We start from the raw sequence: 23,120 nt of genomic DNA, 5'->3' as shown, positions 1-23,120 counted from the left end.
CTTAATTTTGCTCCCGCGGTTGGCACAGCCGTTGCATGGTCTGTTTGCGATGCGATCAACCAGCTAGGGAGTTTGAAATATGAGGGGCAGTTTCTCGACAATAACAAAAATGCTTTCGGCAGGCGCGGTTACGGCCGGCCTGCTGATGAGCGTCCCGGCCAGGGCGGCTGACGATACGATCAAGGTGGGTATTCTTCACTCGCTGTCGGGTACCATGGCGATTTCGGAGACGACGCTGAAGGACGCCATGCTGATGCTCATCGAAGAGCAGAATGCAAAGGGCGGCCTGCTCGGCAAGAAACTCGAAGCGGTCGTCGTCGATCCGGCTTCGAACTGGCCGCTGTTCGCCGAAAAGGCGCGCGAGCTGATCTCCAAGGACAAGGTCGCGGCGGTGTTCGGTTGCTGGACCTCGGTGTCGCGCAAGTCGGTGCTGCCGGTGTTCAGCGAGCTCGACAACATCCTGTTCTACCCCGTCCAGTATGAGGGCGAGGAGAGCGAGCGCAACGTGTTCTACACCGGTGCGGCGCCGAACCAGCAGGCAATTCCGGCCGTCGACTATCTGATGAGCGAGGACGGCGGTTCGGTGAAACGCTGGGTGCTTGAAGGCACCGACTACGTTTATCCGCGCACCACCAACAAGATCCTCGAAGCCTATCTGAAAGCCAAGGGCGTCGCCGCCGAAGACATCTTGGTCAACTACACGCCGTTCGGCTTCTCCGATTGGCAGACCGAGGTCTCGGCGATCAAGAAGTTCGGCTCGGCCGGCAAGAAGACCGCCGTCGTCTCGACCGTCAATGGCGACGCCAACGTGCCGTTCTACAAGGAACTCGGCAATCAGGGCATCAAGGCCGAGGACATCCCGGTCATGGCCTTCTCGGTCGGCGAGGAAGAGCTTGCCGGTCTCGACACCGCGCCGCTCGTCGGCCATCTCGCCGCCTGGAACTATTTCCAGAGCATCGATACGCCCGAGAACGCGAAGTTCATTGCCGACTGGCACAAGTTCATCAAGAACGACAAGCGCACCACCAACGACCCGATGGAAGCCCACTATGTCGGCTTCAACATGTGGGTGAAGGCGGTTGAGAAGGCCGGCACCACCGATCCTGACAAGGTCATCGACGCCGTGATCGGCGTCTCGGTGCCGAACCTGACCGGTGGTTATTCGACCATGATGCCGAACCATCACATCACCAAGCCGGTGCTGATCGGCGAAATCCAGGCCGACGGCCAGTTCGAGACCGTCTCGCAGACGCCTGGCCTGGTGATGGGTGACGAGTGGTCCGACTATCTGGCTGATTCGAAGGACCTGATCTCCGATTGGCGCGCGCCTCTGTCCTGCGGCAACTTCAATGTTGCAACCGGCAAGTGTGGCGGCAAGGGAACCAACTGATCCTCCCGGGTCTGACGGTCGTGGATTTCTCCACGACCTAGACCGCGACGCGTCCGGGCGAGCTCCTCCTCTCCTCCAGCCCACCCGGACGCGAAGTTCAACCTTTCAAGAGTCGCCAGAAATCGATGATCTTTACCCGCGCGATCGGCCTGACGCTGCTGCTCCTCCTCCTCCTGGGGATGCTGTCGCCGTCGAACGCTGCCGAAGCGGATCTGCGCGCCATCATTGCCAAATTTGCCACTGCCTCGAATTTTTCGGCCACCGAAGCTGTCGTGCGCGAGCTCGCGGCCACCGGTGACACTGCCGTCGAACGTCCGCTTGGCGCGCTTGCGGAGGGCGATCTTTACGTTCGCAAGGCCGATTCGCTGGTTTTCATCGGTAAGGAAGGCGGCGGCAGCGTTGCGCTGCTCGACCCGCTGAGCGGGGAAAAGTCCGGCGAGGCGGCCAAGGGCGAGATCACCAAGATCAAGGTCAACAATACGCTGCGCCGCGCCATCCGCGATGCTCTGGGCACACTGACGCTCGGCGCGAAAGATCCGGCTGCGCGCATTGCTGCCGCCGACACCATGTTCAAGACACCCGATGCCACAAACATCGAGCCACTCGATGCCGCGATCACCAGCGAGAGTGTGGCAAGCGTCAAAGCGCTGCTCGAACAGGCCCGCGCCGCATCGGTTCTGGTGTCGGACAGGCCGGAGGCCGACAAACTCGCGGCGACCGCCCTGATCGGCGCGCGCGGCGATCGCAACGCACTGTCCCTGCTCACCGCCGTCGAGGCCAATTCCGAAGGCGCGGTCAAGGACGCGGCGACGGCGGCGATCGCCAACATCAATTCGACGCTGGCGCTGTGGGATGCGGGCCAGAACATCTGGTACGGCATCTCGCTCGGATCGGTGCTGCTGCTGGCGGCGATCGGTCTCGCCATCACCTTCGGCGTCATGGGGGTCATCAACATGGCGCATGGCGAAATGGTGATGCTCGGCGCCTACACGACCTTTGTCGTGCAGGAGGTGATCCGAAACTCCTTTCCCGGCCTGTTCGACTGGTCGCTGGTCATCGCACTGCCGCTCGCCTTCTCGGTCGCGGCGCTCGTCGGCCTTGTCATCGAGCGGGGCGTGATCCGTTTCCTTTACGGCCGGCCGCTGGAGACGCTGCTGGCGACATGGGGCGTCTCGCTGATCCTGCAGCAGGCCGTGCGCACCATCTTCGGGCCGACGAACCAGGAGGTCGGCAACCCGTCATGGATGTCGGGTTCGTTCGATATCGGCCAGCTCGCCGTGACCTGGAACCGGCTCTGGATACTGGTATTCGCGCTCGGCGTGTTCGCGGTGCTGCTTTATGTGATGAAGCGCACGCCCTGGGGCCTGCAGATGCGCGCCGTCACCGCCAACCGCCGCATGGCCGCTTCGATGGGCATCAGGACACCATGGGTCGACGCGCTGACCTTTGCATTGGGGTCCGGCATTGCAGGCATTGCCGGTGTCGCGCTCAGCCAGATCGACAATGTCTCGCCCAATCTCGGCCGCGGCTACATCATCGACAGCTTCATGGTCGTCGTCTTCGGCGGCGTCGGCAATCTCTGGGGCACGCTGGTCGGCGCCTTCTCGCTCGGTATCGTCAACAAATTCCTTGAACCCTATGCCGGGGCAGTCCTCGGCAAGATTGTCGTGCTGGTCCTCATCATCCTGTTCATCCAGAAGCGCCCGCGCGGCCTTTTCGCGCTGAAGGGCAGGTCGGTGGAAGCATGATCACGGGACGCTTCTTCGCCGCCGGCGCCGATCGCCGCATCGCGATCACGATCTTCATCCTTTTGGCGGTCGCCTTCATCGTGCCGCTGCTCAATCTTGCGGTCTCGCCGACGAGTGCGTTCTACGTGCCGTCCTATGTCGTCGCGCTCACCGGCAAGTATTTCTGCTACGCGCTGCTCGCTTTGGCGCTCGATCTCGTCTGGGGCTATTGCGGCATCCTTTCGCTCGGCCACGGCGCCTTCTTCGCGCTCGGCGGCTATGCGATGGGCATGTATCTGATGCGCCAGATCGGTTCGCGCGGCGTCTACGGCAATCCGCTGCTGCCGGACTTCATGGTGTTCCTGAACTACGGGGAATTGCCGTGGTTCTGGTACGGTTTCGACCAGTTCTGGTTTGCCGCGATCATGGTGCTTGCGGTGCCCGGCCTGCTCGCCTTCGTCTTCGGCTGGTTCGCCTTCCGCAGCCGCGTCACCGGCGTCTACCTGTCGATCATCACCCAGGCGATGACCTATGCGCTGCTGCTTGCGTTTTTCCGCAACGACATGGGTTTCGGCGGCAACAACGGCCTGACCGATTTCAAGGATATTCTCGGCTACAACGTGCAGGCGGATGCGACACGCTCGGCATTGTTCGCGGCCAGCGCCGCCACGCTGGCGCTCGCCGTCTTCGTCACCTGGGCAATCGTCGGTTCCAAATACGGCAAGCTGCTGATGGCGGTGCGCGACGCTGAGAGCCGCACCCGCTTTCTCGGCTGGCGCGCGGAGAACGTCAAACTGTTCGCCTTCACCGTGTCGGCTGTCATGGCCGGCATTGCCGGCGCGCTCTACGTGCCGCAGGTCGGCATCATCAATCCAGGCGAGTTCGAGCCGTCCAATTCGATCGAGGTCGTGGTGTGGGTGGCCGTAGGCGGGCGCGGCACCATCGTCGGGCCGATCATCGGCGCGCTTGTGGTCAATGCCGGCAAATCCTGGTTCACCGGCGTGCTGCCCGAGTTCTGGCTGTTTGCGCTGGGCGGACTGTTCGTCGCCGTCACGCTGTTCCTGCCCAAGGGCATTGTCGGCATGTGGGATTCCTGGCGCGGCAATGCCAAGGCGCTGCGTGCGGCCTCGATTGCCGAGGAAGCCGGCACCGATCAGGATGCCCCGGCGCCGCCGAAGATCGTTCGCAGTGCCGCGAGGACGCCCGGCGACTGGTCCGCGTCCGGCCCCGAACCGCAGCCGGCGGAGTGAGCGATGTCGAAGAGCAACACCATCCTCTATCTCGACGGCGTCTCGGTTTCCTTCGACGGCTTTCGCGCCATCAACAATCTGTCGCTGGTGCTCGACAAGGGCGAGATGCGGGCAATCATCGGTCCCAACGGCGCCGGCAAGACCACGATGATGGACATCGTCACCGGCAAGACGCGTCCCGACGCGGGCGAGGTCTACTTCGACGGCCAGGTCGACCTGACCAAACATGACGAGGCCGAAATCGCCATGATGGGCATCGGCAGGAAATTCCAGAAGCCGACCGTCTTCGAAAGCCACACGATCGAGGAGAACCTGGTGCTGGCGCTGAAGGGCCCACGCTCAATCTTCCCGGCGCTACTCCATCGCCGCTCGGCCGCGGAGGCGCGGCAGATCGACGATATCCTCGGCATCACCCGGCTGGGCGACAAGCGCGATGAACTCGCCGCCAATCTCAGCCACGGACAGAAGCAATGGCTCGAGATCGGCATGCTGCTGGCGCAGGATCCGAAGCTGCTGCTGGTCGACGAACCTGTCGCCGGCATGACCGACGCCGAGACCGAGGAGACCGCGCGGCTGCTCAAGGATATTGCGCGCGACCACTCAGTCATCGTCGTCGAGCACGACATGCATTTCGTGCGCGAGCTCGGCGTCAAGGTCACCTGCCTGCACGAAGGTTCGGTCCTGTCCGAAGGCTCGCTCGATTTCGTTTCGGCCGACGAGCGTGTCGTTGAAGTCTATCTGGGGAGATAATCATGGTCTGGCGCGTTCCGTTCCATCATTTCGACCTTTCGTTCTTCAGGCGTTGGGGAAGGCGCTGACCATGCTCGAAGTCTCCAACGCCACGCTGCACTACGGCGCCGCCCAGGCGCTGCGTGGCGTCTCGCTGAAGGCCGGCGCGGGCAAGATCACCTGCGTGCTCGGCCGCAACGGCGTCGGCAAAACCAGTTTGATGAGATCGATCGTCGGCCACCACCGGCTGACGAGCGGAAGCGTTGCCTTCGAGGGGAAGGCGCTCGACCGGAGCGCGGCGTATGATCGCGCCCGGTCGGGCATCGCATTCGTGCCGCAGGGCAGGGAGATCTTCCCGCTGCTCACGGTGCGGGAAAACCTCGAATCGGGCTTTGCGCCATTGAGGCGCGCCGACCGCAACATTCCCGGCCATGTCTTCGAATTGTTCCCGGTGCTGAAGCAGATGCTCCGCCGCCGGGGCGGTGACCTTTCCGGCGGCCAGCAGCAGCAGCTTGCCATCGGCAGGGCACTGGTGATGCGGCCGAAACTGCTGGTGCTCGACGAGCCGACCGAGGGCATCCAGCCGTCGATCATCAAAGATATCGGCCGCGCCATCCGCTATCTGCGCGACCAGGCCGGCATAGCCGTGCTGCTGGTCGAACAGTATCTCGATTTCTGCCGGGAACTGGCAGACGAGGTCAACATCATGGACCGCGGGCAGATCGTCCACACCGGCCCGGCCGAGGATCTCGACCGGGCGGATGTTCGCAAGTTCCTGACCGTTTAATCGCAGACCCTCGAGATTAGCCGAACCATCTCTCCCCTCGTCATCCTGCGGCGAAGCAAGGAGCGAAGCGACGCGGCGCAGAGCCCAGGATCCATGCCGTGACATCCGCCGAAGAGTGCAGCGGTCAAGAATAGAAGCCGTTCTCCCCCCACCCTGGATTCTGCACTGTGGCGATGCTCTGAAGTTACGGCGTTGGGTCTTCGCTCCGCTTCGCGTCACTGCACCCAAGGATGACGAAATCACGAAAGCCGCTCAGTCTTTCCTGAACGCCTCTGGCGCGCCGAGGATTGCATGCTAGGCTTTACTTGGCCTTGTTGAGTCGGCCGCTTTCCGTATCAGTCTCGTTGACGGATCAAGGTGAGGCGTGGGCTCAGCCGGCACGTTCTGTGCAAGCAACCCCTTCCTGCGATCCGATTTTTGTTCGATGCATTTGGAGCACTTGGGCCAGGGACGCCGATGGAACGTTACGTCGAGGACTACCAGAAACGACGGCTCACCGAGCGCGTCGACATCATGACCGCTATCAATGTTCTGAAATCGCAAGGATACGACCACGACGAGCTGATCGCAGAGATCACCAAGGTCTTCTACGTCGATCTCGATACCTACAACGAGGTCGTGATGGCGGCGTGAGGGCTGACGGAAGGGGCGGATGCGCTATACCGCCACGCGGCTAACTTGCGCGTCGGAAGGTCGAGGCCGCGACGCGGTTGCGACCGCCACGCTTGGCGGCATAGAGCGCCTTGTCGGCGGCGCTGAGCACCTTGTCAAAGCTCATGCCGTCCTTGCTGCCGAAAGCGTATCCGGCGCTGATCGTACATGTCAGGGGACGGGTTTCGGTCTCGATGACACGCGCGGCGAAGGAGGTGCGTATACGCTCGGCGGTGAACTCCACCGCTTCGGGCAGGGTGCGCTTCAGAACCAGCGCGAATTCCTCTCCGCCCATGCGCGCGGCGACATCGGTCGGGCGAAGGTTCTCGACCAGGTCCTCGGCGAACACTCTCAACACCTGATCGCCCGTGGCGTGCCCGAACTCGTCGTTGATGACCTTGAAGCCGTCGAGGTCGAACATGACCACCGCCGTGAAAGCCCCGATCGGGGCGCCGCCATTGAGATCGAACAGCGCGCGGCGATTGAGCAGGCCGGTCAGCGGATCGGTCAGCGCGTTCAGACGGTGATATCGGGCCAGACGGCCCTGGTTGAGTGCCAGCGAAAGGGCGCCGATGCCGGTCATGCTGGCGATGACGACGACGAGGCTCAGATCCTCGGCCCAGTTGCTGGGCGCATGTCCGAGGACAAGCTTCCCATCCCATGCAAGAGCCATGGCGCACAGCACAAAGGAAATGCCGGTGGCCGAGTAGAGCACGGTAAGGCCGATGATCGGGACAGGAGTTTCAGCGCGCCCGACCCAGTACTGATAGGCCGTTGAAAACAGAATCAGGGCGGCAAGGAAATTTTCGAATATGAAGCCGAGCCCGTCATATCCGAGCGCCATCGGCGGCAGCGCCAGGGCAAGCGAGATGCAGCTGCCGAGCACCGTCAGCGGGATCGGCGACTGGCCTGACCTGAACTGGTAGGCGGCGCCCAGCATGGTCGAGAACCCAACCAGGAGCAAGGCGAAGGTCGCGATACCGAGGATGCGTCCGGGCGTCTCGATATAGTCCTCGTATATGAATACGTCGCCGACGACCAACAACGCGCTGATCGACCATGTCAGCAGAAACTTTTCAGTTCGCGCGGTTAGCCAGATGCCGAACAACGTCAGGCTCAGGCAGGCGGCGGAAAAACCGACAGCTAGCAGAAGTGAGTGGTAGTCGAGCGACATGCCCTAACCCGCGGCTGCCCCAGCTCCGCGAATTCATGCAGCAAGGAGGTATCGATAAGGTTACGACGGCTGTGAAGATGCCATGATTCGACGTTGTCAGCCGGTGACGCGCTTCATCAGCGCCATGGCGCCGAACGGCGCGCGGACCTTGCCCTCGGTGATGAAGTAGACGAACACATCGCGCGGTTTGACCGGTGCGTCGGTTGGCGGATCGGTGCGCGGCAGGTCGGCCGGCGCCTTGCCTTCCGCCCAGGTTTTTGCCCGTGCCGCCCATTCGTCGAGCGCCTTTGGCGTGTAGCAGTCGGGATTATCATCGCTGCCGGTCTGCAACCGGACATAGATGAAATCGCCGGTGATGTCGGCGATCCCAGGATATTTGGCGTGGTCGGCGTAGACGATCGCCACCTTGTATTTGCGCGCCAGGGCAGCGAATTCCGGCACGACGAAGCTGTCGTTGCGCACCTCCACCGCATGGCGCAGCGCAACGCCGTCCTGCTTTTCAGGCAAAAGCTTGAGGAAGGCCTCGAAATCGTCCGGATCGAACTTTTTGGTCGGCGCGAACTGCCACAGGATCGGCCCGAGCTTGTCGCCGAGTGCGGCGACGCCCGACCCCAGGAAGCGCATCATCGATTCACCGGCCTCGCCGAGCACGCGGCGGTTGGTGACGAAGCGGTTGCCTTTCAGCGAATAGACAAAACCGTCCGGCGCCTCGTTAGCCCATTTGACGAAGGTCGGCTCCTTGAAACTCGAATAATAGGTGCCGTTGACCTCGATGCTCGCCACCTGCCGGGTAGCGTAGTGCAGCTGTTTCGCCTTGGACAGCTTGTCCGGATAGAACGACGCGTCCCATGGCTCGAAGGTCCAGCCGCCCATGCCGGCGCGAATTGTTCCTGATTGAGTCACTGTCGTCCTCCCGTTTGCTGAAAAGGATCAGGCGATGGCCGTTGTCTGGGTGGCTTTAGCCATGTCGACGACCGTCGATCCTGGCCGGTATGGATTGGGCCGACGACCCGTTTCGTGAAAGCCATAGGCTTTGTAGAGCGCGATGTTTCGTTCCATCCTGGCGTTGGTGTAGAGCCGCACCTCGGGCAAATGCCACAGGCGCGTCTGTTCGTCCGCCCACTTGCGCAGTGCGATGCCGAAACCCTTGCCCTGGAAAGCAGGGCCGACGGCGACGGAGAAGATCATCGTGTGGTTTGGGTGCCGCTCGAGGACAATCAGTCCGGCCGGCTCGCCGCTGCTTTCCAGCAGCCGGACCTCGCCGCGTTCGATCCGCGGCGCATAGTCCTCGGTGACCGGGATCGGCGGCGCGCCCAGCAAGGCCGTGTAGGGCGCATAGGCGGCTTCGGTCAGCCGGACGATTGTGGCGAGATCCTCAGCAAGCGCTCTTCTGATCTTCATTTGAAGGTTCTTCCAAACGCCAGCCAGTCCTCACTCACTCCGCCGCTTCGCGCTTGCCTCCGGGCCGCCGCTCCAGCAATTCGCGCAGGAACTGGCCGGTGTAGCTGCGCTTCTCGCGGACGATGTCCTCCGGCGTGCCTGACGCCACCAGCTCGCCGCCGCCGTCGCCACCCTCGGGACCGAGGTCGAGCACCCAGTCGGCGGTTTTTATGACCTCGAGATTGTGCTCGATGACGACCACCGTGTTGCCCTGGTCGACCAGCTCGTGCAGCACTTCCAAGAGCTTGGCGACGTCGTGGAAATGCAGGCCGGTGGTCGGCTCGTCGAGGATGTAGAGCGTCTTGCCGGTCGCCTTGCGCGACAGTTCCTTGGCGAGCTTGATGCGCTGCGCCTCGCCGCCCGACAGCGTCGTCGCCTGCTGGCCGACATGGATGTAGCCGAGGCCGACCTGTTTCAGCGTCTCCAGCTTGTCGCGCACGCCGGGCACGGCGGCGAAGAAATCGACGCCCTCCTCGACCGTCATGTCGAGCACGTCGGCAATCGACTTGCCCTTAAACAGGACGTCGAGCGTTTCGCGGTTGTAGCGCTTGCCATGGCAGACGTCGCAGGTGACATAGACGTCGGGCAGGAAGTGCATCTCGATCTTGATGACACCGTCGCCCTGGCAGGCCTCGCAGCGGCCGCCCTTGACGTTGAACGAGAAGCGGCCCGGCTGATAGCCGCGCGCCTTGGATTCCGGCAAGCCGGCGAACCAGTCGCGGATCGGCGTAAAGGCGCCGGTATAGGTGGCGGGATTGGAACGCGGCGTCCGTCCGATCGGCGACTGGTCGATATCGATGACCTTGTCGAGAAATTCGAGGCCCTCGATGCGGTCATGATCGGCCGGATGCTCGCGCGAGCCCATGATGCGGCGCGACGCTGCTTTGAACAACGTCTCGATCAGGAAGGTCGACTTGCCGCCGCCGGAGACGCCGGTGACGGCGGTGAAGGTGCCGAGCGGGATTTCGGCGGTAACGTTCTTCAGATTGTTGCCACGCGCGCCGACGATCTTCAGGCGCCGGTTCTTCTTGGCCTCGCGCCGCACGGCCGGCGTCGCCACTTCGAGCTCGCCTGACAGATATTTGCCGGTGATCGAGGCGGGGCTCGCCATGATCTGCTGCGGCGTTCCCTGCGCGATGATGTGGCCGCCATGGATGCCGGCGGCCGGGCCGATATCAACGACATAGTCGGCATGCAGGATGGCGTCCTCGTCATGCTCGACGACGATCACCGTGTTGCCGATGTCGCGCAGATGCTTCAGCGTGTCGAGCAGGCGCGCGTTGTCGCGCTGATGCAGGCCGATCGACGGCTCGTCCAGCACATAGAGCACGCCGGTGAGGCCGGAGCCGATCTGCGAGGCCAGGCGAATGCGCTGGCTCTCGCCGCCCGACAGCGTGCCGGAATTGCGCGACAGCGTCAGGTAGTCGAGCCCGACATCGTTCAGGAAGCGCAGCCGCTCACGGATCTCCTTGAGCACGCGCACCGCGATCTCGTTCTGCTTGTCGCTGAGCGAAGCGGGCAGGGCGGTGAACCATTGGTCGGCCTTGCGGATCGACAGCTCGGTGACCTCGCCGATATGCTTGCCGGCGATCTTCACCGCAAGCGCTTCCGGCTTCAGCCGGTAGCCGCGGCAGGCCGGGCAAGGCGTGGCCGACATGAAGCGCTCGATCTCCTCGCGCATCCAGGCCGATTCGGTTTCCTTCCAGCGCCGCTCGAGATTGGGAATGACCCCCTCGAAGGTTTTCGTCGTCTTGTAGGAGCGCAGGCCGTCATCATACTGGAAAGTGACCTCGCGCTCGCCGGTGCCATGCAGGATGGCTTGCTTTGCCTCTTCGGTCAGGTCCCGGAACTTGTCGCCGAGCTTGAAGCCATAGGCCTTGCCCAGCGCCTCCAGCGTCTGCACGTAATAGGGGGAGGTCGATTTCGCCCATGGGCTGACGGCGCCCGCACGCAGGGACAAATTGTCGTCGGGCACGATCAGACTGGCGTCGATGGCGCGCTGGCTGCCGAGGCCGTCGCAGGTCGGGCAGGCGCCGAACGGGTTGTTGAAGGAGAACAGCCGCGGCTCGATCTCAGGAATGGTGAAGCCGGACACCGGGCAGGCGAACTTTTCCGAGAACAGAATACGTTCGTGCGTCTCGTTCTTCGACTTGTTGACCGAATCCTCGCCGGTCTGGCTGGCGTCGAGCGGCCGGTCGGCGAATTCGGCCACCGCCAGCCCGTCGGCGAGCTTCAGCGCGGTCTCGATGGAATCGGCAAGCCGCGTCGCCAGATCGCCGCGCACCACGATGCGGTCGACGACGACGTCGAGATCATGCTTGTATTTCTTGTCCAGCGCCGGCACGTCGGCGATTTCGTAAAAGACACCATCGACCTTCACGCGCTGAAAACCCTTTTTCTGCAGTTCCAGCAGTTCCTTGCGGTATTCGCCTTTGCGCCCTCGCACCATCGGCGCCAGGATGAACAGACGAGTGCCTTCCTCGACCGCCAACACGCGGTCGACCATCTGCGACACCGTCTGGCTCTCGATCGGCAGGCCGGTGGCCGGCGAATAAGGGATGCCGACGCGCGCGAACAGCAGCCGCATATAGTCGTAGATCTCGGTGACGGTCCCGACCGTCGAGCGTGGGTTCTTCGAAGTGGTCTTCTGCTCGATTGAGATGGCCGGCGACAGGCCGTCGATCTGGTCGACGTCAGGCTTCTGCATCATTTCGAGGAATTGCCGCGCATAGGCCGACAGGCTCTCGACATAGCGGCGCTGGCCTTCGGCATAGATGGTGTCGAAGGCGAGCGACGACTTGCCGGACCCCGACAGGCCGGTCATGACGATCAGGCTGTCACGCGGCAAGTCGAGATCGACATTCTTCAGATTGTGTTCGCGCGCCCCGCGAATGGAAAGATATTTATGGTCGGCCATCGCCGGTCGCCGCCTCAGATCTGGAATCTCATGGGATGGCGGGTTGTCCCGACCATCCCCTATGTAGGTAATTTCGTCACCTTTTCGAGAGACGCCACAACTCTCGACCAGAGCCTTTAACCGTCTTTCGCGCGGGCGAGCAAGCGGAAAGAACAAAGGCCGAACACGCTCCTGACAAAAGCGCCCAGGTAATCCACGGCCGACGCCGGGCTGCTCAAAACGGATGCAAATTTCGGATTCGCCACACAAGCGATCACATTTTTTGTAATCGGCTATCCAACGGTTGACGTCTCAGCCTCTGAGAGTCAGACTCCAAACGTCAACCGAAGCCGGCCGTCTTTTGATGGCCTCGCCACCCAAGGTGGCCTGCGAGACGCCGCGGGCTTTTGCGATATGTGCTTCGGACGACACCGGTCGCAATGGACAGAAAAGGAGAGCAGAGGAATGACTCCACCGGACAGTCCCTTGAGGCTCCACGTGTCGCTGGAGCCGCGGCAGGCATAAGTGCCAGGTCCAGGCGTTTGCGCCGCCCGACAAACCGTGATCTGCCGATCCCCATTAAAATCAGAGACTACTAGTCGGATCGTCGGCTGAACGCCGCGAAGCATCCGAAATCAAAGGCCGGCAGTGTACTCCCGGCAAGTTTGGATTTTAGATCCAAAAAAAGCCCCGACCGTTTGCGGAAGCAGCGGCGGGGCTGTTCATTTCAGATGGCCGCAGCGCACGAGTGCCTTGAGATTTGTGGCAACGATGAAGGCCGATGGACCTGTCCTACCGCCGGGGGGCATTGATCGTGCCGGCGCCGACATCGAAGGTTATGCTGCCGGAAATCCTGACATCGGTATCGCCGATCTTGAACTGGCCGTTGCTGGGCACGGCGTCGTCGGGTTCGGGAGCCGGCCTGGCGACGCGATAGTCGCCGGCCACGCCTGGCAGCGTGCCTTCGTGGGGCGGCGTTGAATTGTCTTCGGCGAGCGCTGCGCCGGAGGTCATGGCCGCGACGGCGATGCCGATGATCAGTCGGTTCAAGCAAGTGCGTGAAATCCTAGACATCGGCGGACTGTATCGCCGCACACTGGCCGAAGCCAGACCGGTGGCGATCAAACTTGCCGAACGGCTTGGCTGTTATCGCTCATGGCGTTCGGCCACCCCTTTCACGCCGCCTGTTTGCGCGTGTCAAAAACATGGTCGACAAGCCCCCAGGTCTTTGCCTCCTCGGCGGTCATGAAATGGTCGCGGTCGAGCGTGCGTTCGACCTCTTCGAAGGTGCGACCGCAGTGGTGCGCGTAAAGCTCGGTCATGCGCCGCTTGGTCCTGAGGATGCCTTCGGCGTGGCGCTGGATGTCGGAGGCCTGGCCCTGGAACCCGCCTGACGGCTGGTGCAGCAGGATGCTGGTGTTGGGCAGCGCGATGCGCCGGCCCGGCGTGCCCGCCATCAGCAGGAAAGAGGCCATCGAGGCGGCAAAGCCCATGCAGACGGTCGATACCGGACTGCGTATATACTGCATCGTGTCGTAGATGGCGAAACCGCTGGTCACCACGCCGCCCGGCGAGTTGATGTAGAGCGAAATCTCCTTGTCGGGATTGTCGGATTCCAGCGACAGAAGCTGGGCACAGACCAGCGCCGACACATTGTCATCGATCGGACCGTTGATGAAGACGATGGCTCGCGCAGCAGCCGCGAAAAAATGTCGAAGGCGCGTTCGCCGCGGCTCGACTGCTCGATCACCATCGGCACCAGGTTGGCAAAACCGCTCATCGCTTTTTTCCGTTGTGTCGTTCAGGCCGCGCGCAGGGAGAGGCGAGGCGTGTTTGCGGCTATGATCTGTCTGGGGCTGTGTGCGTTGAGCGAAACCCGGCAACCGGCGCCTGCAACCGCAGGCGTAGCTACCCGCGCAAATCCATCGTGGACGATGCGCAGATGCGTGCCGCCCGACAGGGTGCGGTCGAGCGTGAAGGTGACAATGCTATCCATTGGGTTGTCCAGCGGGCTGGTGAGCGGATCCGCTGTGTTGCCAGGCGCCGGCCGCTCCCGCCAGGAATAACGCAGCAGGCGTTCGGGCTCGGCGTCGAGGATTTCGCACTCGATCTGACTATCAGCCTTAGCAAAGGCAAAGCGGCCGCCGATCTCCGGCTTGATGTCGTTCGGCATCATCCAGGCTGCAAGCAGGTCCGGCACCGTCAGCGCCCGCCACACTTTTTCCGGCGGCTCTGGAAGCTCGCACTCAAACTCGATCGAATCTGCCGCCATGTCTGAATGCTGTTTTGCCGTCATTGGTCCATATCCTTCAAAACCGCCTTGAGTCTTTCGATACGCTCGGGCCAGAACGCGCGGTAGCGCTCGATCCAACCGAGCAGCGGGTCGAGCCCTTGCGGATCGGCGCGATAATAAGCGTTGCGGCCGCCTCGCCGCTCGGCCACCAGGCCGGCGCCGCGCAGCACTGCGAGATGCTGCGAGACGGCCGGTTGCGACACGGTCATGCCGCTGCGCAGTTCCGATACGGTCATCTCGCCGGCGGCGAGCCGTTCGTAAACGGCGCGGCGCGTCGGGTCGGAAAGCGCACGAAAAATCTCTGCTTCGATCATGGCAGAAGCATAAGTCGACACTTATTGGTTTGGCAAGCGGTGTTTTAGGCTGGCGGTGTTTTAGGCAGGCGCTTTTTACAGGCTCGTTAGAAGCCAGCGTCTCACCATCTCGGGGGACCCGTCGAACGTCGCCTCGAAAATTGGTGACGCGAGCACGGCATGAATATGAAGCGTTTCGGAGCCGGCGTTTCGGAAGCCATGTTTCCTGTGCGCGGGAACAACCTTCGATCCTGGCGGCCAGATTTCGTGGAATTTCCAGGCCCAAGATACTACTTGTTGCTGACATTCCTTGACAGTAGGGATTGATGAGACTAGAACGAAAAGAGAACAAAAACCTTGTGGGAAAAGGCAGCCACGGCAGGCGGGGATTGTCCGCAGTCTATAAGGTGAGCGACAGAAATTTTGTTTCGGATGAGCGTGGAGAAGTATCATGGCGGGTAGCGTCAACAAGGTCATTCTGGTGGGCAATCTCGGGGCGGATCCGGAAATCCGCCGTTTGAATTCGGGTGAGCCGGTCGTCAATATCCGCGTCGCCACTTCGGAAAGCTGGCGCGACAAGACTTCCGGCGAGCGCAAGGAGAAGACCGAGTGGCACAATGTCGTCATCTTCAACGAGCAGCTCGCCAAGGTCGCCGAGCAGTATCTGAAGAAGGGTGCGAAGGTTTATGTCGAGGGCCAGTTGCAGACGCGCAAATGGCAGGACCAGACCGGCAATGACCGCTACACGACCGAAATCGTGCTGCAGAAATTCCGTGGCGAGCTGCAGATGCTCGACGCACGCGGGCAGGGCGAGGGCGGTCAGGTCGGCAGCTATGCCGGTGGCGGCAGCAGCCGCGGTTCCGATTTCGGCCAGTCCGGCCCGGGCGAGAGTTTCAATCGCGGCGTCGGTGGCGGCAACAAGGGTGGCGGCGGTTCGTCGCGCGAACTAGACGACGAAATTCCGTTCTGATCGCTCGGAGCGAGCGGCTCTGCGCGAGCTGACAACGCCACTATTTGAGGCCACGCATTGGCGTCCCGAAAATCTGTCTTGGATTTTCGGGACGTTGTGCGTTTGAGTAGTGCGCGGTGAAAGGACGTATCAGATGAAAGCACGGGTCAAATGGGTCGAGGAGCGCACTTTCGTCGGCGAGTCCGGCAGCGGTCACAAGGTGGTACTGGGGACTGCGTTCGGACCGGAAGGCAAGACGCCGGGGCCGAGCCCGATGGAGCTGGTGCTGCTCGGCACTGGCGGCTGCTCGGCCTATGATGTGGTCCACATCCTCGAAAAGGGGCGCGAGGCGGTCGAAGACTGCGTGGTCGAACTCGACGCCGACCGGGCGGAGATGGAACCCAGGGTGTTCACCCGCATCCATATGCATTTCATCATCAAGGGCCGCGCGCTCTCGCCCGACAAGGTGAAACGGGCGATCGATCTTTCGATCGAAAAATACTGCTCAGCGACCGCGATGATGGCCAAGACCGCCACCGTCACGCATGATTTCGAGGTTGTGGATACAGCGGCGAAGTAACCGAATAATAAGGGCTGAATATTTAGACTTTCCCGTGGCGTCGTCATTTTTGCAGTCCGGAGTTTATGTTTAATGTCGCTGACCAGTCTGGCGAAGTTTGTATTCGGACGTTCAGCGGAGAGAAAAAGTAAAAAATCGCTCTATCGACTGTTGGTCGCCGAAATAATTTTGCGGACGATACGGCATGGCCCGCAAGATGAAAAAGGGAATTACGTCGAAGCTAAGAGTACGGAAGTGAAGGAACTGTACCGCGCGGGACGTGTTTTCAGTCACAACCTCATATCGGTTTACGAGCAAGCGTCCGGATTGCTCTGGACGCTGGGAGTCGCCGAACCGGTGAGGCTGGTGAAGGGGCAATGGCACTCTGGATACGATGATCGTAGTTTTCCAGCATTCTTCAGGCTTCGTCATGATATTCGGCGCAGCACCAACATCGCCGCAACCTATTCGGAATATTCGTTTCCGTCATTGAACTATGTCCTACGAACCTATCTCGACCTCGTGTGGGAAAGCGAACATTGGCGTTCTCAGATAGAACCTATCATTGACGCCCTGGAGGCCAGAGTCGACCTTGAGCATATACAGGTACTAGCTAATTCATCCAGCACCGCCCGGTCACTGCCTGTCGTCCTTGTGAAACAAGCACCAGCCATTGCACAGCTACTCGCGCGATTGGGGTATCTCGAACGCAAACAAGGTTTTCCAGGTTGGACCGAAACCGCACGGCCGGCTCTTGGCGGCAATTGGTTTGACCTGCAGGGCGGGCCGGTTGAATCCGAGAATGGCCGGCCTATGCCCCGGCTTCGGGTCGTGGACTCATAAACCCGACGCCAGAGCCGGATGGCCGCGAGCTTAACGAAGACGAGGAAGTTAGCGGCGTGTTTCTCATCCGGTTGAAGAACAGTTCGCCCTGGTTTCGGTGGCGATAGGTACGGGCTGAAGCAGATTGGACCACGCCGGTGCCGACGGGGCGGGATGTTCGCCCAGCCTCCACGTGAACTCACGAAATGTTCGTATCTCGGTCGCGTCGTAAGCCTTGTCGGCGAGAACCATCCCGCCGCGCGGTAAGCTTTCAAGCAGAGCGCGTGCGACCAGGCTATCGCGCTGCTGACCGCCGGTGATTGAGACGTGGAGCGGTAGGCCATTCGCGTCGACCACGGCGTGGATTTTGGTCGTCAGCCCTCCGCGGGAGCGTCCAAGGTCTTCGCCGGAGCCATTCTGATCCTAAGGGGCGATTGGGCAAAGGGCATGGGCAGTCAATGAAACGGGCTAGCCGGTCATCGTTCATCGACTGATACAACCCTAAACTAAACGCGTTGTTGTTCGTCGGTTCAGGGAGCCGCCATTAACGCCTTGACGCCGTCGGCGACGAACTGCACGGCGAGTGCCGCCAGAATGACGCCGAGCAGCCGTGTCAGGATCGAGCGGCCGGTCTGGCCGAGGATACGGTCGATGCGCTCGGCCAGCACGAACACCAGGTAAGTGATCACAAGGCAGATCGCGATGATGCCGACAAGGGCTGCCTGCGCGCCAAAACCTGGAAAAGCGCCGGACAGCAGGACGGTCGCCGAAATCGCGCCCGGACCGGCGATCAGCGGGATCGCCAGCGGAAAGGCGGCGATGTTGTGGATCATGTCCTTGGTGATGGCGACATCGCCGATCTTCTCCTTGCGGTCCTGCCGGCGCTCGAACACCATTTCGAAGGCGATGAAGAACAGCAGGAACCCGCCGGCGACGCGGAACGCCGGCAGCGTGATGCCGAACACCGACAGGATCGATGCGCCGGCGATTGCGAACAGCGCCATCACCAGGAACGCGATGATCGAGGCGCGCACGGAAACCTGGTTGCGCTCCTCGCGGTTCATGCCGCGCGTCACGGCGAGGAAGAGCGGCGCCAGCCCAGGCGGGTCGATGGTCACGAGAATGGTGACGAAGGCGTTGAACAGGCTGTCGAAGCTCGGCATCTCTGACCCTCCCCGCCGGGCCGTGCCCGAGACCCTGCATTGGTAGAGCAAAGCGGCGTCAGGGGAAACCGTGCAGGTCAGGTGCTGGCGACGCGCCGCGCCAGGAACTCGACTTCGAGCCGCCACGTCGCGCCGTCGTCCTGCGAGCGTTCGCCCAGCCAGCGGAACGAATTTTCGGTGATGCGGGAAAAGCTCCAGCGTACCGAGGCGCCGGTGCCGTCAGCGCCTTGCTGGACGATGGTGTCGCCCTCGGCGTGGCCGAGCTGGCGGCTGTAATACTGGGTGCGCGGATCGCTCCAGAAGATGTGCCAGGCGTCGACGCCGGGGTCATAGACGCGCAGTGTCGTGCCATAGAAAGTCCATTTGCCGAGGGAACTCTGTGCGCCAGTGTTCCGCGCGGGCAGGATCCATACGTCCTGGATCGCGCGGCCTTCGAGCACCCAGCCGAAATGCACCTCGCCGCGCCCGGTCAGCACCTGGCCGTCTTCGAGATGACGCGTGGCGTCGAATGTCCAGGCGCCGACGAAGCGGCCGTAAAGATCCAGTTTCTCGGCAAGGTTCGCGGCTGGCCCGTCGCTATGCAAGGCTTCGGCAAAGGAGGATGAATTGAACATGGTTGTGGTCTCTTCTTGTCAGGAGCCCCATCTTGTCAGGAGAATGGGATGAATACGCCGCGCCAGGCTTCTTGCGCTTGGGAAAAATTGCTATGTTTCGGCCATGACGACGAGCGTGCATACACTGGCGTCCGGAAAAGGCTGGCAGGTGTCGGACGTGGTCTGCACTGCCGGCGTCGCTGATCGCCCGTTCGAGGAAGAGCATCGCAACTTCTGCGTCGCCGTGGTGACCAATGGCACATTCCGCTACCGCGCACGCCAGGGCACGGCGATGCTGACGCCGGGCGCGCTTCTGCTCGGCAACCCTGGCACTTGCTACGAGTGTGGGCACGAGCATGGCGCCGGCGACCGCTGCCTCTCCTATCATTTCAGCCCGGCCTATATGGAACAGATCGTCGCCGACACGCCGGGCACGAAGAAGCTGGCCTTCGAGACGCCGCGGCTGCCGCCGTTACCGGCGCTGGCACCGCTGCTGGCCGAGGCGGAAGCCGCACGCGAGATGGCCGACATCGAGGCGTTCGAGGAACTCGCTTTGCGCATTGCCGGCGCAGCCGTTGCCTCCGGCGTCACGCCTGCTGCCCGGGTGCCGAGCCGCCGTGACCAGAAACGTGTCGCGGAGGCGGTGCGGCGCATTGAGCTGGATGCCGACCGGCCGGTCTCGCTTGCCGAGCTTGCAAGCGAGACGGCGACTAGCCCCTACCATTTCCTGCGCACCTTCCGACACGTCGCGGGCATGGCGCCCTACCAGTTCCTGCTGAAAACCCGGCTGCACAGGGCAGCGGTGCGGCTGCGCATGTCGGACGAGCCAATCTCGACGATCGCCTTCGAGGCCGGGTTCAACGATTTGTCGACCTTCAACCGTCGTTTCCGGCGCGTGATGGGGGTGGCGCCCGGCGCCTATCGGCTCCAGCGGCGAGGCGATAAAGCGCTGAACGCATCTGCCGTTACGGCTTTGTGAAGCAAAATTGGCCTGACAATGAGCTTTGCCGCGACAGCCACGAAAAAGCGCCTCGGCCATATCGTCGCAATCAGTGATATCCTTTTGAAATCACCACAAAAATCGCCACTGGAAAACTGCCGCGGACATTGGAGTTTCGACCCGGCTTCCTATATAAGCACCGAGTGATTCCCGATTAGATTGTGACCTGATTTGACCGACCAGAAGACACCGCGCGGCGCCGACGGCGGCCCGACCGGCATCGAGCCGATATCCATCATCGAGGAGATGCAGCGCTCCTACCTCGATTACGCCATGAGCGTGATCGTCAGCCGTGCGCTGCCCGACGTGCGAGACGGGCTGAAGCCGGTGCATCGCCGCATCCTCTATGCCGCGCATGAGAGCGGCTACCACTGGAATCGCAAATATGTGAAGTCGGCGCGCCCGGTCGCCGACGTGATGGGCAAATACCATCCGCATGGCGACGCCTCGATCTACGACGCCTTGGTGCGCATGGCGCAGGATTGGTCGCTGCGCGTGCCGCTGATCGACGGGCAGGGCAATTTCGGCTCGATCGACGGTGATCCGCCGGCGGCGATGCGTTACACCGAATCGCGCCTGACCAAGGTCGCGCATGAGTTGCTGGAAGACATCGACAAGGACACCGTCGATTTCCAGGACACTTATGATGCGTCCGGCAGTGAACCGAAAGTCCTGCCGGCGCGCTTTCCAAATCTGTTGGTCAACGGCTCCGGCGGTATCGCCGTCGGCATGGCCACCAACATCCCGCCGCACAATCTGGGCGAGGTCTGCAACGGCGCCATCGCCCTCATCGACAATCCGGCGATCGATCTGCCGGCGCTGATGGAGATCATTCCGGGGCCGGATTTCCCGACCGGCGGCATCGTGCTCGGCCGCTCCGGCATCTACAGCGCCTATTCGACCGGCCGCGGTTCCATCGTCATGCGCGGGCGCGTCAACGTCGAGGCGCGTGGCAACGACCGTGAATCGATCGTCATCACCGAGGTTCCCTACCAGGTGAACAAGTCGTCGATGATCGAGAAGATGGCCGAGCTTGTGCGCGACAAGCGCATCGAGGGCATTTCCGACATTCGCGACGAGAGCGACCGCCAGGGCTACCGCGTCGTCATCGAACTGAAGCGCGATGCGGTCGCCGACGTCATCCTCAACCAGCTCTACCGGTTTACGCCGCTGCAGACGTCGTTCGGCGCCAATATGGTGGCGCTGAACGGCGGCAAGCCGGAATTGCTGACGCTGACCGACATGCTGAAGGCGTTCGTCGCCTTCCGCGAGGACGTGATCAGCCGGCGCACGAAATTCCTGCTGCGCAAGGCGCGCGACCGCGCCCATGTGCTGGTTGGTCTTGCCATTGCCGTTGCCAATATCGACGAGGTCATCAAGCTGATCCGCAGCGCCCCGGACCCGCAAACGGCGCGCGAGCAGTTGATGGAGCGGCGCTGGCCCTCGGGCGACGTCGAATCGCTGATCCTGCTGATCGACGATCCGCGCCACCGCATCAATGAGGACGGCACCTACAATCTGTCCGAGGAACAGGCCCGCGCCATCCTCGAACTGCGCCTGCAGCGGCTGACCGCGCTCGGCCGCGACGAAATCGCCGACGAGTTGAACACGATAGGCGACGAGATCAAGGATTACCTGGACATCCTGTCGTCCCGAGCCCGCATTCAGCAGATCGTCAAGGACGAGCTTGCCGCCGTGCGCGACGAGTTCGGCACGCCGCGCCGCACCGAACTCTCAGAGGGCGGGGCTGATATGGAAGACGAGGACCTGATCCAGCGCGAGGACATGGTCGTGACGGTCAGCCATTCCGGCTACATCAAGCGTGTGCCGCTGTCGCTCTACCGGGCACAGCGCCGCGGCGGCAAGGGCCGCTCCGGCATGTCGACCAAGGAAGAGGATTTCGTCACCCGGCTGTTCGTCGCCAACACCCACACGCCGGTGCTGTTCTTCTCCTCGCGTGGCATCGTCTACAAGGAAAAGGTCTGGCGCCTGCCGATCGGCAATCCGCAGTCGCGCGGCAAGGCGCTGATCAACATGCTGCCGCTGGAGCAGGGCGAACGCATCACCACCATCATGCCGCTGCCCGAGGACGAGACCAGCTGGGGCGAGCTCGACGTGATGTTCGCCACGACGCGCGGCACGGTGCGCCGCAACAAGCTGTCGGACTTCGTCCAGGTCAACCGCAACGGCAAGATCGCCATGAAGCTGGAAGAGGAAGGCGACGAGATTCTCGGCGTCGAGACCTGCACCGATAATGACGACGTGCTTCTGACCGCAAGCTCCGGCCAGTGCATCCGCTTCTCGGTCAGCGACGTGCGCGTCTTCCAGAGCCGCAACTCGGTCGGCGTGCGCGGCATCGCCATGGCTGCCACCGACCGGGTGATCTCGATGGCGGTGATCGAACATGTCGAGGCGCCGCCGGCCGAGCGCGCCGCCTATCTCAAGCGGGTGGCGGCCGAAAGGCGGCTCGCCGCCGGCATTGCGGCGGGCGAGGACGAAGATATCCAGCTCACCAATGAGGAGGTCGGCGAGGAGACGGAGCTTTCCGACGAGCGCTACGAATTCCTCAAGGAACACGAGCAGTTCGTGCTGACGGTGACGGAATATGGCTACGGCAAGCGTTCGTCTTCCTATGATTTCCGCCTCACAGGGCGCGGCGGCAAGGGCATCCGCGCCACCGATGTGTCGAAAGTGGCTGAGATCGGCCGCCTGGTGGCGACTTTCCCGGTAGGCAACGACGATCAGATCATGCTTGTCTCGGACGGCGGCACCGTCATCCGCGTGCCGGTCAACGGCATTCGTTTCGCCAGCCGCGCCACCAAGGGCGTGACCATCTTCAACACGGCTGACGGCGAGAAGGTCGTTTCGGTGGAGCGGATAACGGAACCGCAATCAGACGAGGAAGCCGAAGAGAGCGTCGACGGCGACGCAACTCTGGATATCGGTACTGAAGGCGCTGGCCCGGAGAACAACGCCGACTAAGCCTTGATTGGGGTGTGCCGGCCCGTGGGTCCGGCGCCGTCAACAAGGTCCGGCGCCGTCAACAAAAAGCGGCCGGTTCAGAAGTGGCGATAAGGCTTGCGGATACCGAAGCCTTCGAACCGTTTGGTATTGACCTTGGCGCGGACACGCCCTGCTTCCTGATGCAGCCCGAATACAGTGGCTATCAGCATGGCGACGGTCATTGCGGCGGCGAGCATGTAGATCAGCATGTGCGTGTTCTCCTGCACCTAGCAACGATTAAATGGGGTTTTGGTTTCATCTTCTGAAGCTGCAACCTAGTGAACGCTGCGTGAAGCCTTCGTGATCGGCCCATTCATTGGTCGTTCATCTCGGCCAAAAGGTTCACTCAAAGCGCATCGCGATTAACGTGGCTCAGCCGATGCGCTTCGAGTCCCTTTCTG

General features: G+C 62.1%; 21 protein-coding genes and 2 pseudogenes. 11 read left to right on the top strand and 12 right to left on the bottom strand.

Annotated elements, in window-relative coordinates; translation table 11 throughout:
- Positions 1–79 precede the first annotated feature (79 nt).
- From urtA to AC0L3L_RS22985, 6 genes are all read left to right on the top strand, one after another.
- Positions 80–1,390, top strand: coding sequence for an urea ABC transporter substrate-binding protein (gene urtA / locus AC0L3L_RS23010; RefSeq protein ID WP_473487076.1), 1,311 nt, complete (start codon positions 80–82; stop codon positions 1,388–1,390).
- A 125-nt stretch (positions 1,391–1,515) separates the two neighbouring features.
- A complete protein-coding gene (gene urtB / locus AC0L3L_RS23005; protein WP_473639186.1) occupies positions 1,516–3,138 on the top strand; it encodes an urea ABC transporter permease subunit UrtB in 1,623 nt (540 codons plus the stop codon).
- Complete coding sequence (gene urtC / locus AC0L3L_RS23000) at positions 3,135–4,367, top strand: urea ABC transporter permease subunit UrtC (protein ID WP_473487074.1); 1,233 nt, start codon at positions 3,135–3,137, stop codon at positions 4,365–4,367. Before urtB ends, urtC begins: the two co-directional genes overlap by 4 nt.
- 3 nt (positions 4,368–4,370) lie before the next feature.
- On the top strand, positions 4,371–5,117 hold the full coding sequence (gene urtD, locus AC0L3L_RS22995) for an urea ABC transporter ATP-binding protein UrtD (protein ID WP_473487073.1): 747 nt from the start codon (positions 4,371–4,373) through the stop codon (positions 5,115–5,117).
- 70 nt (positions 5,118–5,187) lie between these two features.
- Entirely contained in the window at positions 5,188–5,883 is a 696-nt protein-coding gene (gene urtE, locus AC0L3L_RS22990) for an urea ABC transporter ATP-binding subunit UrtE (protein WP_473639185.1), read from the top strand.
- Positions 5,884–6,339: 456 nt separating this feature from the next.
- Entirely contained in the window at positions 6,340–6,516 is a 177-nt protein-coding gene (locus tag AC0L3L_RS22985) for a hypothetical protein (RefSeq protein WP_473487071.1), read from the top strand.
- A gap of 40 nt (positions 6,517–6,556) precedes the next feature.
- Here AC0L3L_RS22985 and AC0L3L_RS22980 read toward each other — a convergent pair whose 3' ends face one another.
- The 8 genes and pseudogenes from AC0L3L_RS22980 to AC0L3L_RS22945 all read right to left on the bottom strand — a co-directional run bounded on the left by AC0L3L_RS22980 (position 6,557) and on the right by AC0L3L_RS22945 (position 14,651).
- Positions 6,557–7,708: a GGDEF domain-containing protein gene (locus AC0L3L_RS22980; RefSeq protein ID WP_473639184.1), complete on the bottom strand. Its 1,152-nt coding sequence runs from the start codon at positions 7,706–7,708 to the stop codon at positions 6,557–6,559.
- Positions 7,709–7,804: 96 nt separating this feature from the next.
- Positions 7,805–8,611, bottom strand: a complete 807-nt coding sequence (locus AC0L3L_RS22975) for a DUF72 domain-containing protein (RefSeq protein WP_473526801.1) — start codon at positions 8,609–8,611, stop codon at positions 7,805–7,807.
- Between the two features lie 27 nt (positions 8,612–8,638).
- Positions 8,639–9,109, bottom strand: coding sequence for a GNAT family N-acetyltransferase (locus AC0L3L_RS22970; protein ID WP_473639183.1), 471 nt, complete (start codon positions 9,107–9,109; stop codon positions 8,639–8,641).
- A gap of 34 nt (positions 9,110–9,143) precedes the next feature.
- A complete protein-coding gene (gene uvrA, locus AC0L3L_RS22965) occupies positions 9,144–12,065 on the bottom strand; it encodes an excinuclease ABC subunit UvrA (protein WP_473487067.1) in 2,922 nt (973 codons plus the stop codon).
- 771 nt (positions 12,066–12,836) lie between these two features.
- Complete coding sequence (locus tag AC0L3L_RS22960) at positions 12,837–13,094, bottom strand: hypothetical protein (RefSeq protein ID WP_473487066.1); 258 nt, start codon at positions 13,092–13,094, stop codon at positions 12,837–12,839.
- 125 nt (positions 13,095–13,219) lie between these two features.
- Positions 13,220–13,824: pseudogene (locus AC0L3L_RS22955) on the bottom strand (ATP-dependent Clp protease proteolytic subunit).
- A 21-nt stretch (positions 13,825–13,845) separates the two neighbouring features.
- Positions 13,846–14,340: an SRPBCC family protein gene (locus AC0L3L_RS22950; RefSeq protein ID WP_473526799.1), complete on the bottom strand. Its 495-nt coding sequence runs from the start codon at positions 14,338–14,340 to the stop codon at positions 13,846–13,848.
- On the bottom strand, positions 14,337–14,651 hold the full coding sequence (locus AC0L3L_RS22945) for an ArsR/SmtB family transcription factor (protein ID WP_473639182.1): 315 nt from the start codon (positions 14,649–14,651) through the stop codon (positions 14,337–14,339). The genes AC0L3L_RS22950 and AC0L3L_RS22945 overlap by 4 nt, the downstream gene beginning before the upstream one ends.
- Before the next feature lie 430 nt (positions 14,652–15,081).
- Here AC0L3L_RS22945 and AC0L3L_RS22940 point away from each other — a divergent pair, with 430 nt between their 5' ends.
- The 3 genes from AC0L3L_RS22940 to AC0L3L_RS22930 all read left to right on the top strand — a co-directional run bounded on the left by AC0L3L_RS22940 (position 15,082) and on the right by AC0L3L_RS22930 (position 16,981).
- Positions 15,082–15,600 (top strand): single-stranded DNA-binding protein, encoded by a 519-nt coding sequence (locus AC0L3L_RS22940; protein WP_473487061.1) that lies wholly within the window; start codon positions 15,082–15,084, stop codon positions 15,598–15,600.
- A gap of 133 nt (positions 15,601–15,733) precedes the next feature.
- Positions 15,734–16,159, top strand: coding sequence for an OsmC family protein (locus AC0L3L_RS22935; protein ID WP_473639181.1), 426 nt, complete (start codon positions 15,734–15,736; stop codon positions 16,157–16,159).
- Positions 16,160–16,231: 72 nt separating this feature from the next.
- Positions 16,232–16,981 carry a hypothetical protein gene (locus AC0L3L_RS22930; protein WP_473639180.1) on the top strand — a complete coding sequence of 250 codons (750 nt, stop codon included), beginning with the start codon at positions 16,232–16,234 and terminating at the stop codon, positions 16,979–16,981.
- 63 nt (positions 16,982–17,044) lie between these two features.
- On the opposite strand, the pseudogene AC0L3L_RS22925 reads toward AC0L3L_RS22930, so the two are convergent.
- From AC0L3L_RS22925 to AC0L3L_RS22915, 3 genes and pseudogenes are all read right to left on the bottom strand, one after another.
- A pseudogene (locus tag AC0L3L_RS22925) lies at positions 17,045–17,344 on the bottom strand (transposase); the annotation flags it as partial.
- A 146-nt stretch (positions 17,345–17,490) separates the two neighbouring features.
- Positions 17,491–18,123: a MarC family protein gene (locus tag AC0L3L_RS22920; RefSeq protein ID WP_473487058.1), complete on the bottom strand. Its 633-nt coding sequence runs from the start codon at positions 18,121–18,123 to the stop codon at positions 17,491–17,493.
- A 77-nt stretch (positions 18,124–18,200) separates the two neighbouring features.
- Positions 18,201–18,737, bottom strand: a complete 537-nt coding sequence (locus tag AC0L3L_RS22915) for a hypothetical protein (RefSeq protein WP_473487057.1) — start codon at positions 18,735–18,737, stop codon at positions 18,201–18,203.
- Between the two features lie 103 nt (positions 18,738–18,840).
- Here AC0L3L_RS22915 and AC0L3L_RS22910 point away from each other — a divergent pair, with 103 nt between their 5' ends.
- Positions 18,841–19,695: an AraC family transcriptional regulator gene (locus tag AC0L3L_RS22910; protein ID WP_473487056.1), complete on the top strand. Its 855-nt coding sequence runs from the start codon at positions 18,841–18,843 to the stop codon at positions 19,693–19,695.
- 192 nt (positions 19,696–19,887) lie between these two features.
- On the top strand, positions 19,888–22,698 hold the full coding sequence (gene gyrA, locus AC0L3L_RS22905; protein ID WP_473487055.1) for a DNA gyrase subunit A: 2,811 nt from the start codon (positions 19,888–19,890) through the stop codon (positions 22,696–22,698).
- Positions 22,699–22,775: 77 nt separating this feature from the next.
- Here the strand turns inward: gyrA and AC0L3L_RS22900 are convergent, their stop codons facing one another.
- On the bottom strand, positions 22,776–22,928 hold the full coding sequence (locus AC0L3L_RS22900) for a hypothetical protein (protein ID WP_473526795.1): 153 nt from the start codon (positions 22,926–22,928) through the stop codon (positions 22,776–22,778).
- Positions 22,929–23,120 lie beyond the last annotated feature (192 nt).

Source organism: Mesorhizobium sp. WSM4849, from assembly GCF_055811385.1.
The sequence above is the reverse complement of the archived record's forward strand: the minus strand, read 5'-3'. Positions and strand labels throughout refer to the sequence as shown.

What these genes read in the sequence shown, in the direction of transcription:
- AC0L3L_RS22910 (WP_473487056.1), top strand. Translation starts at nt 18,841, where the DNA reads ATGACGACGAGCGTGCATACACTGGCGTCCGGAAAAGGCTGGCAGGTG.
- AC0L3L_RS22930 (WP_473639180.1), top strand. Translation starts at nt 16,232, where the DNA reads ATGTCGCTGACCAGTCTGGCGAAGTTTGTATTCGGACGTTCAGCGGAG.
- urtB (WP_473639186.1), top strand. Translation starts at nt 1,516, where the DNA reads ATGATCTTTACCCGCGCGATCGGCCTGACGCTGCTGCTCCTCCTCCTC.
- AC0L3L_RS22985 (WP_473487071.1), top strand. Translation starts at nt 6,340, where the DNA reads ATGGAACGTTACGTCGAGGACTACCAGAAACGACGGCTCACCGAGCGC.
- AC0L3L_RS22900 (WP_473526795.1), bottom strand. Translation starts at nt 22,928, where the DNA reads ATGCTGATCTACATGCTCGCCGCCGCAATGACCGTCGCCATGCTGATA.
- AC0L3L_RS22945 (WP_473639182.1), bottom strand. Translation starts at nt 14,651, where the DNA reads ATGATCGAAGCAGAGATTTTTCGTGCGCTTTCCGACCCGACGCGCCGC.
- AC0L3L_RS22950 (WP_473526799.1), bottom strand. Translation starts at nt 14,340, where the DNA reads ATGACGGCAAAACAGCATTCAGACATGGCGGCAGATTCGATCGAGTTT.
- urtE (WP_473639185.1), top strand. Translation starts at nt 5,188, where the DNA reads ATGCTCGAAGTCTCCAACGCCACGCTGCACTACGGCGCCGCCCAGGCG.
- AC0L3L_RS22920 (WP_473487058.1), bottom strand. Translation starts at nt 18,123, where the DNA reads ATGCCGAGCTTCGACAGCCTGTTCAACGCCTTCGTCACCATTCTCGTG.
- AC0L3L_RS22935 (WP_473639181.1), top strand. Translation starts at nt 15,734, where the DNA reads ATGAAAGCACGGGTCAAATGGGTCGAGGAGCGCACTTTCGTCGGCGAG.
- AC0L3L_RS22915 (WP_473487057.1), bottom strand. Translation starts at nt 18,737, where the DNA reads ATGTTCAATTCATCCTCCTTTGCCGAAGCCTTGCATAGCGACGGGCCA.
- urtD (WP_473487073.1), top strand. Translation starts at nt 4,371, where the DNA reads ATGTCGAAGAGCAACACCATCCTCTATCTCGACGGCGTCTCGGTTTCC.
- urtC (WP_473487074.1), top strand. Translation starts at nt 3,135, where the DNA reads ATGATCACGGGACGCTTCTTCGCCGCCGGCGCCGATCGCCGCATCGCG.
- AC0L3L_RS22980 (WP_473639184.1), bottom strand. Translation starts at nt 7,708, where the DNA reads ATGTCGCTCGACTACCACTCACTTCTGCTAGCTGTCGGTTTTTCCGCC.
- urtA (WP_473487076.1), top strand. Translation starts at nt 80, where the DNA reads ATGAGGGGCAGTTTCTCGACAATAACAAAAATGCTTTCGGCAGGCGCG.
- AC0L3L_RS22970 (WP_473639183.1), bottom strand. Translation starts at nt 9,109, where the DNA reads ATGAAGATCAGAAGAGCGCTTGCTGAGGATCTCGCCACAATCGTCCGG.
- AC0L3L_RS22940 (WP_473487061.1), top strand. Translation starts at nt 15,082, where the DNA reads ATGGCGGGTAGCGTCAACAAGGTCATTCTGGTGGGCAATCTCGGGGCG.
- uvrA (WP_473487067.1), bottom strand. Translation starts at nt 12,065, where the DNA reads ATGGCCGACCATAAATATCTTTCCATTCGCGGGGCGCGCGAACACAAT.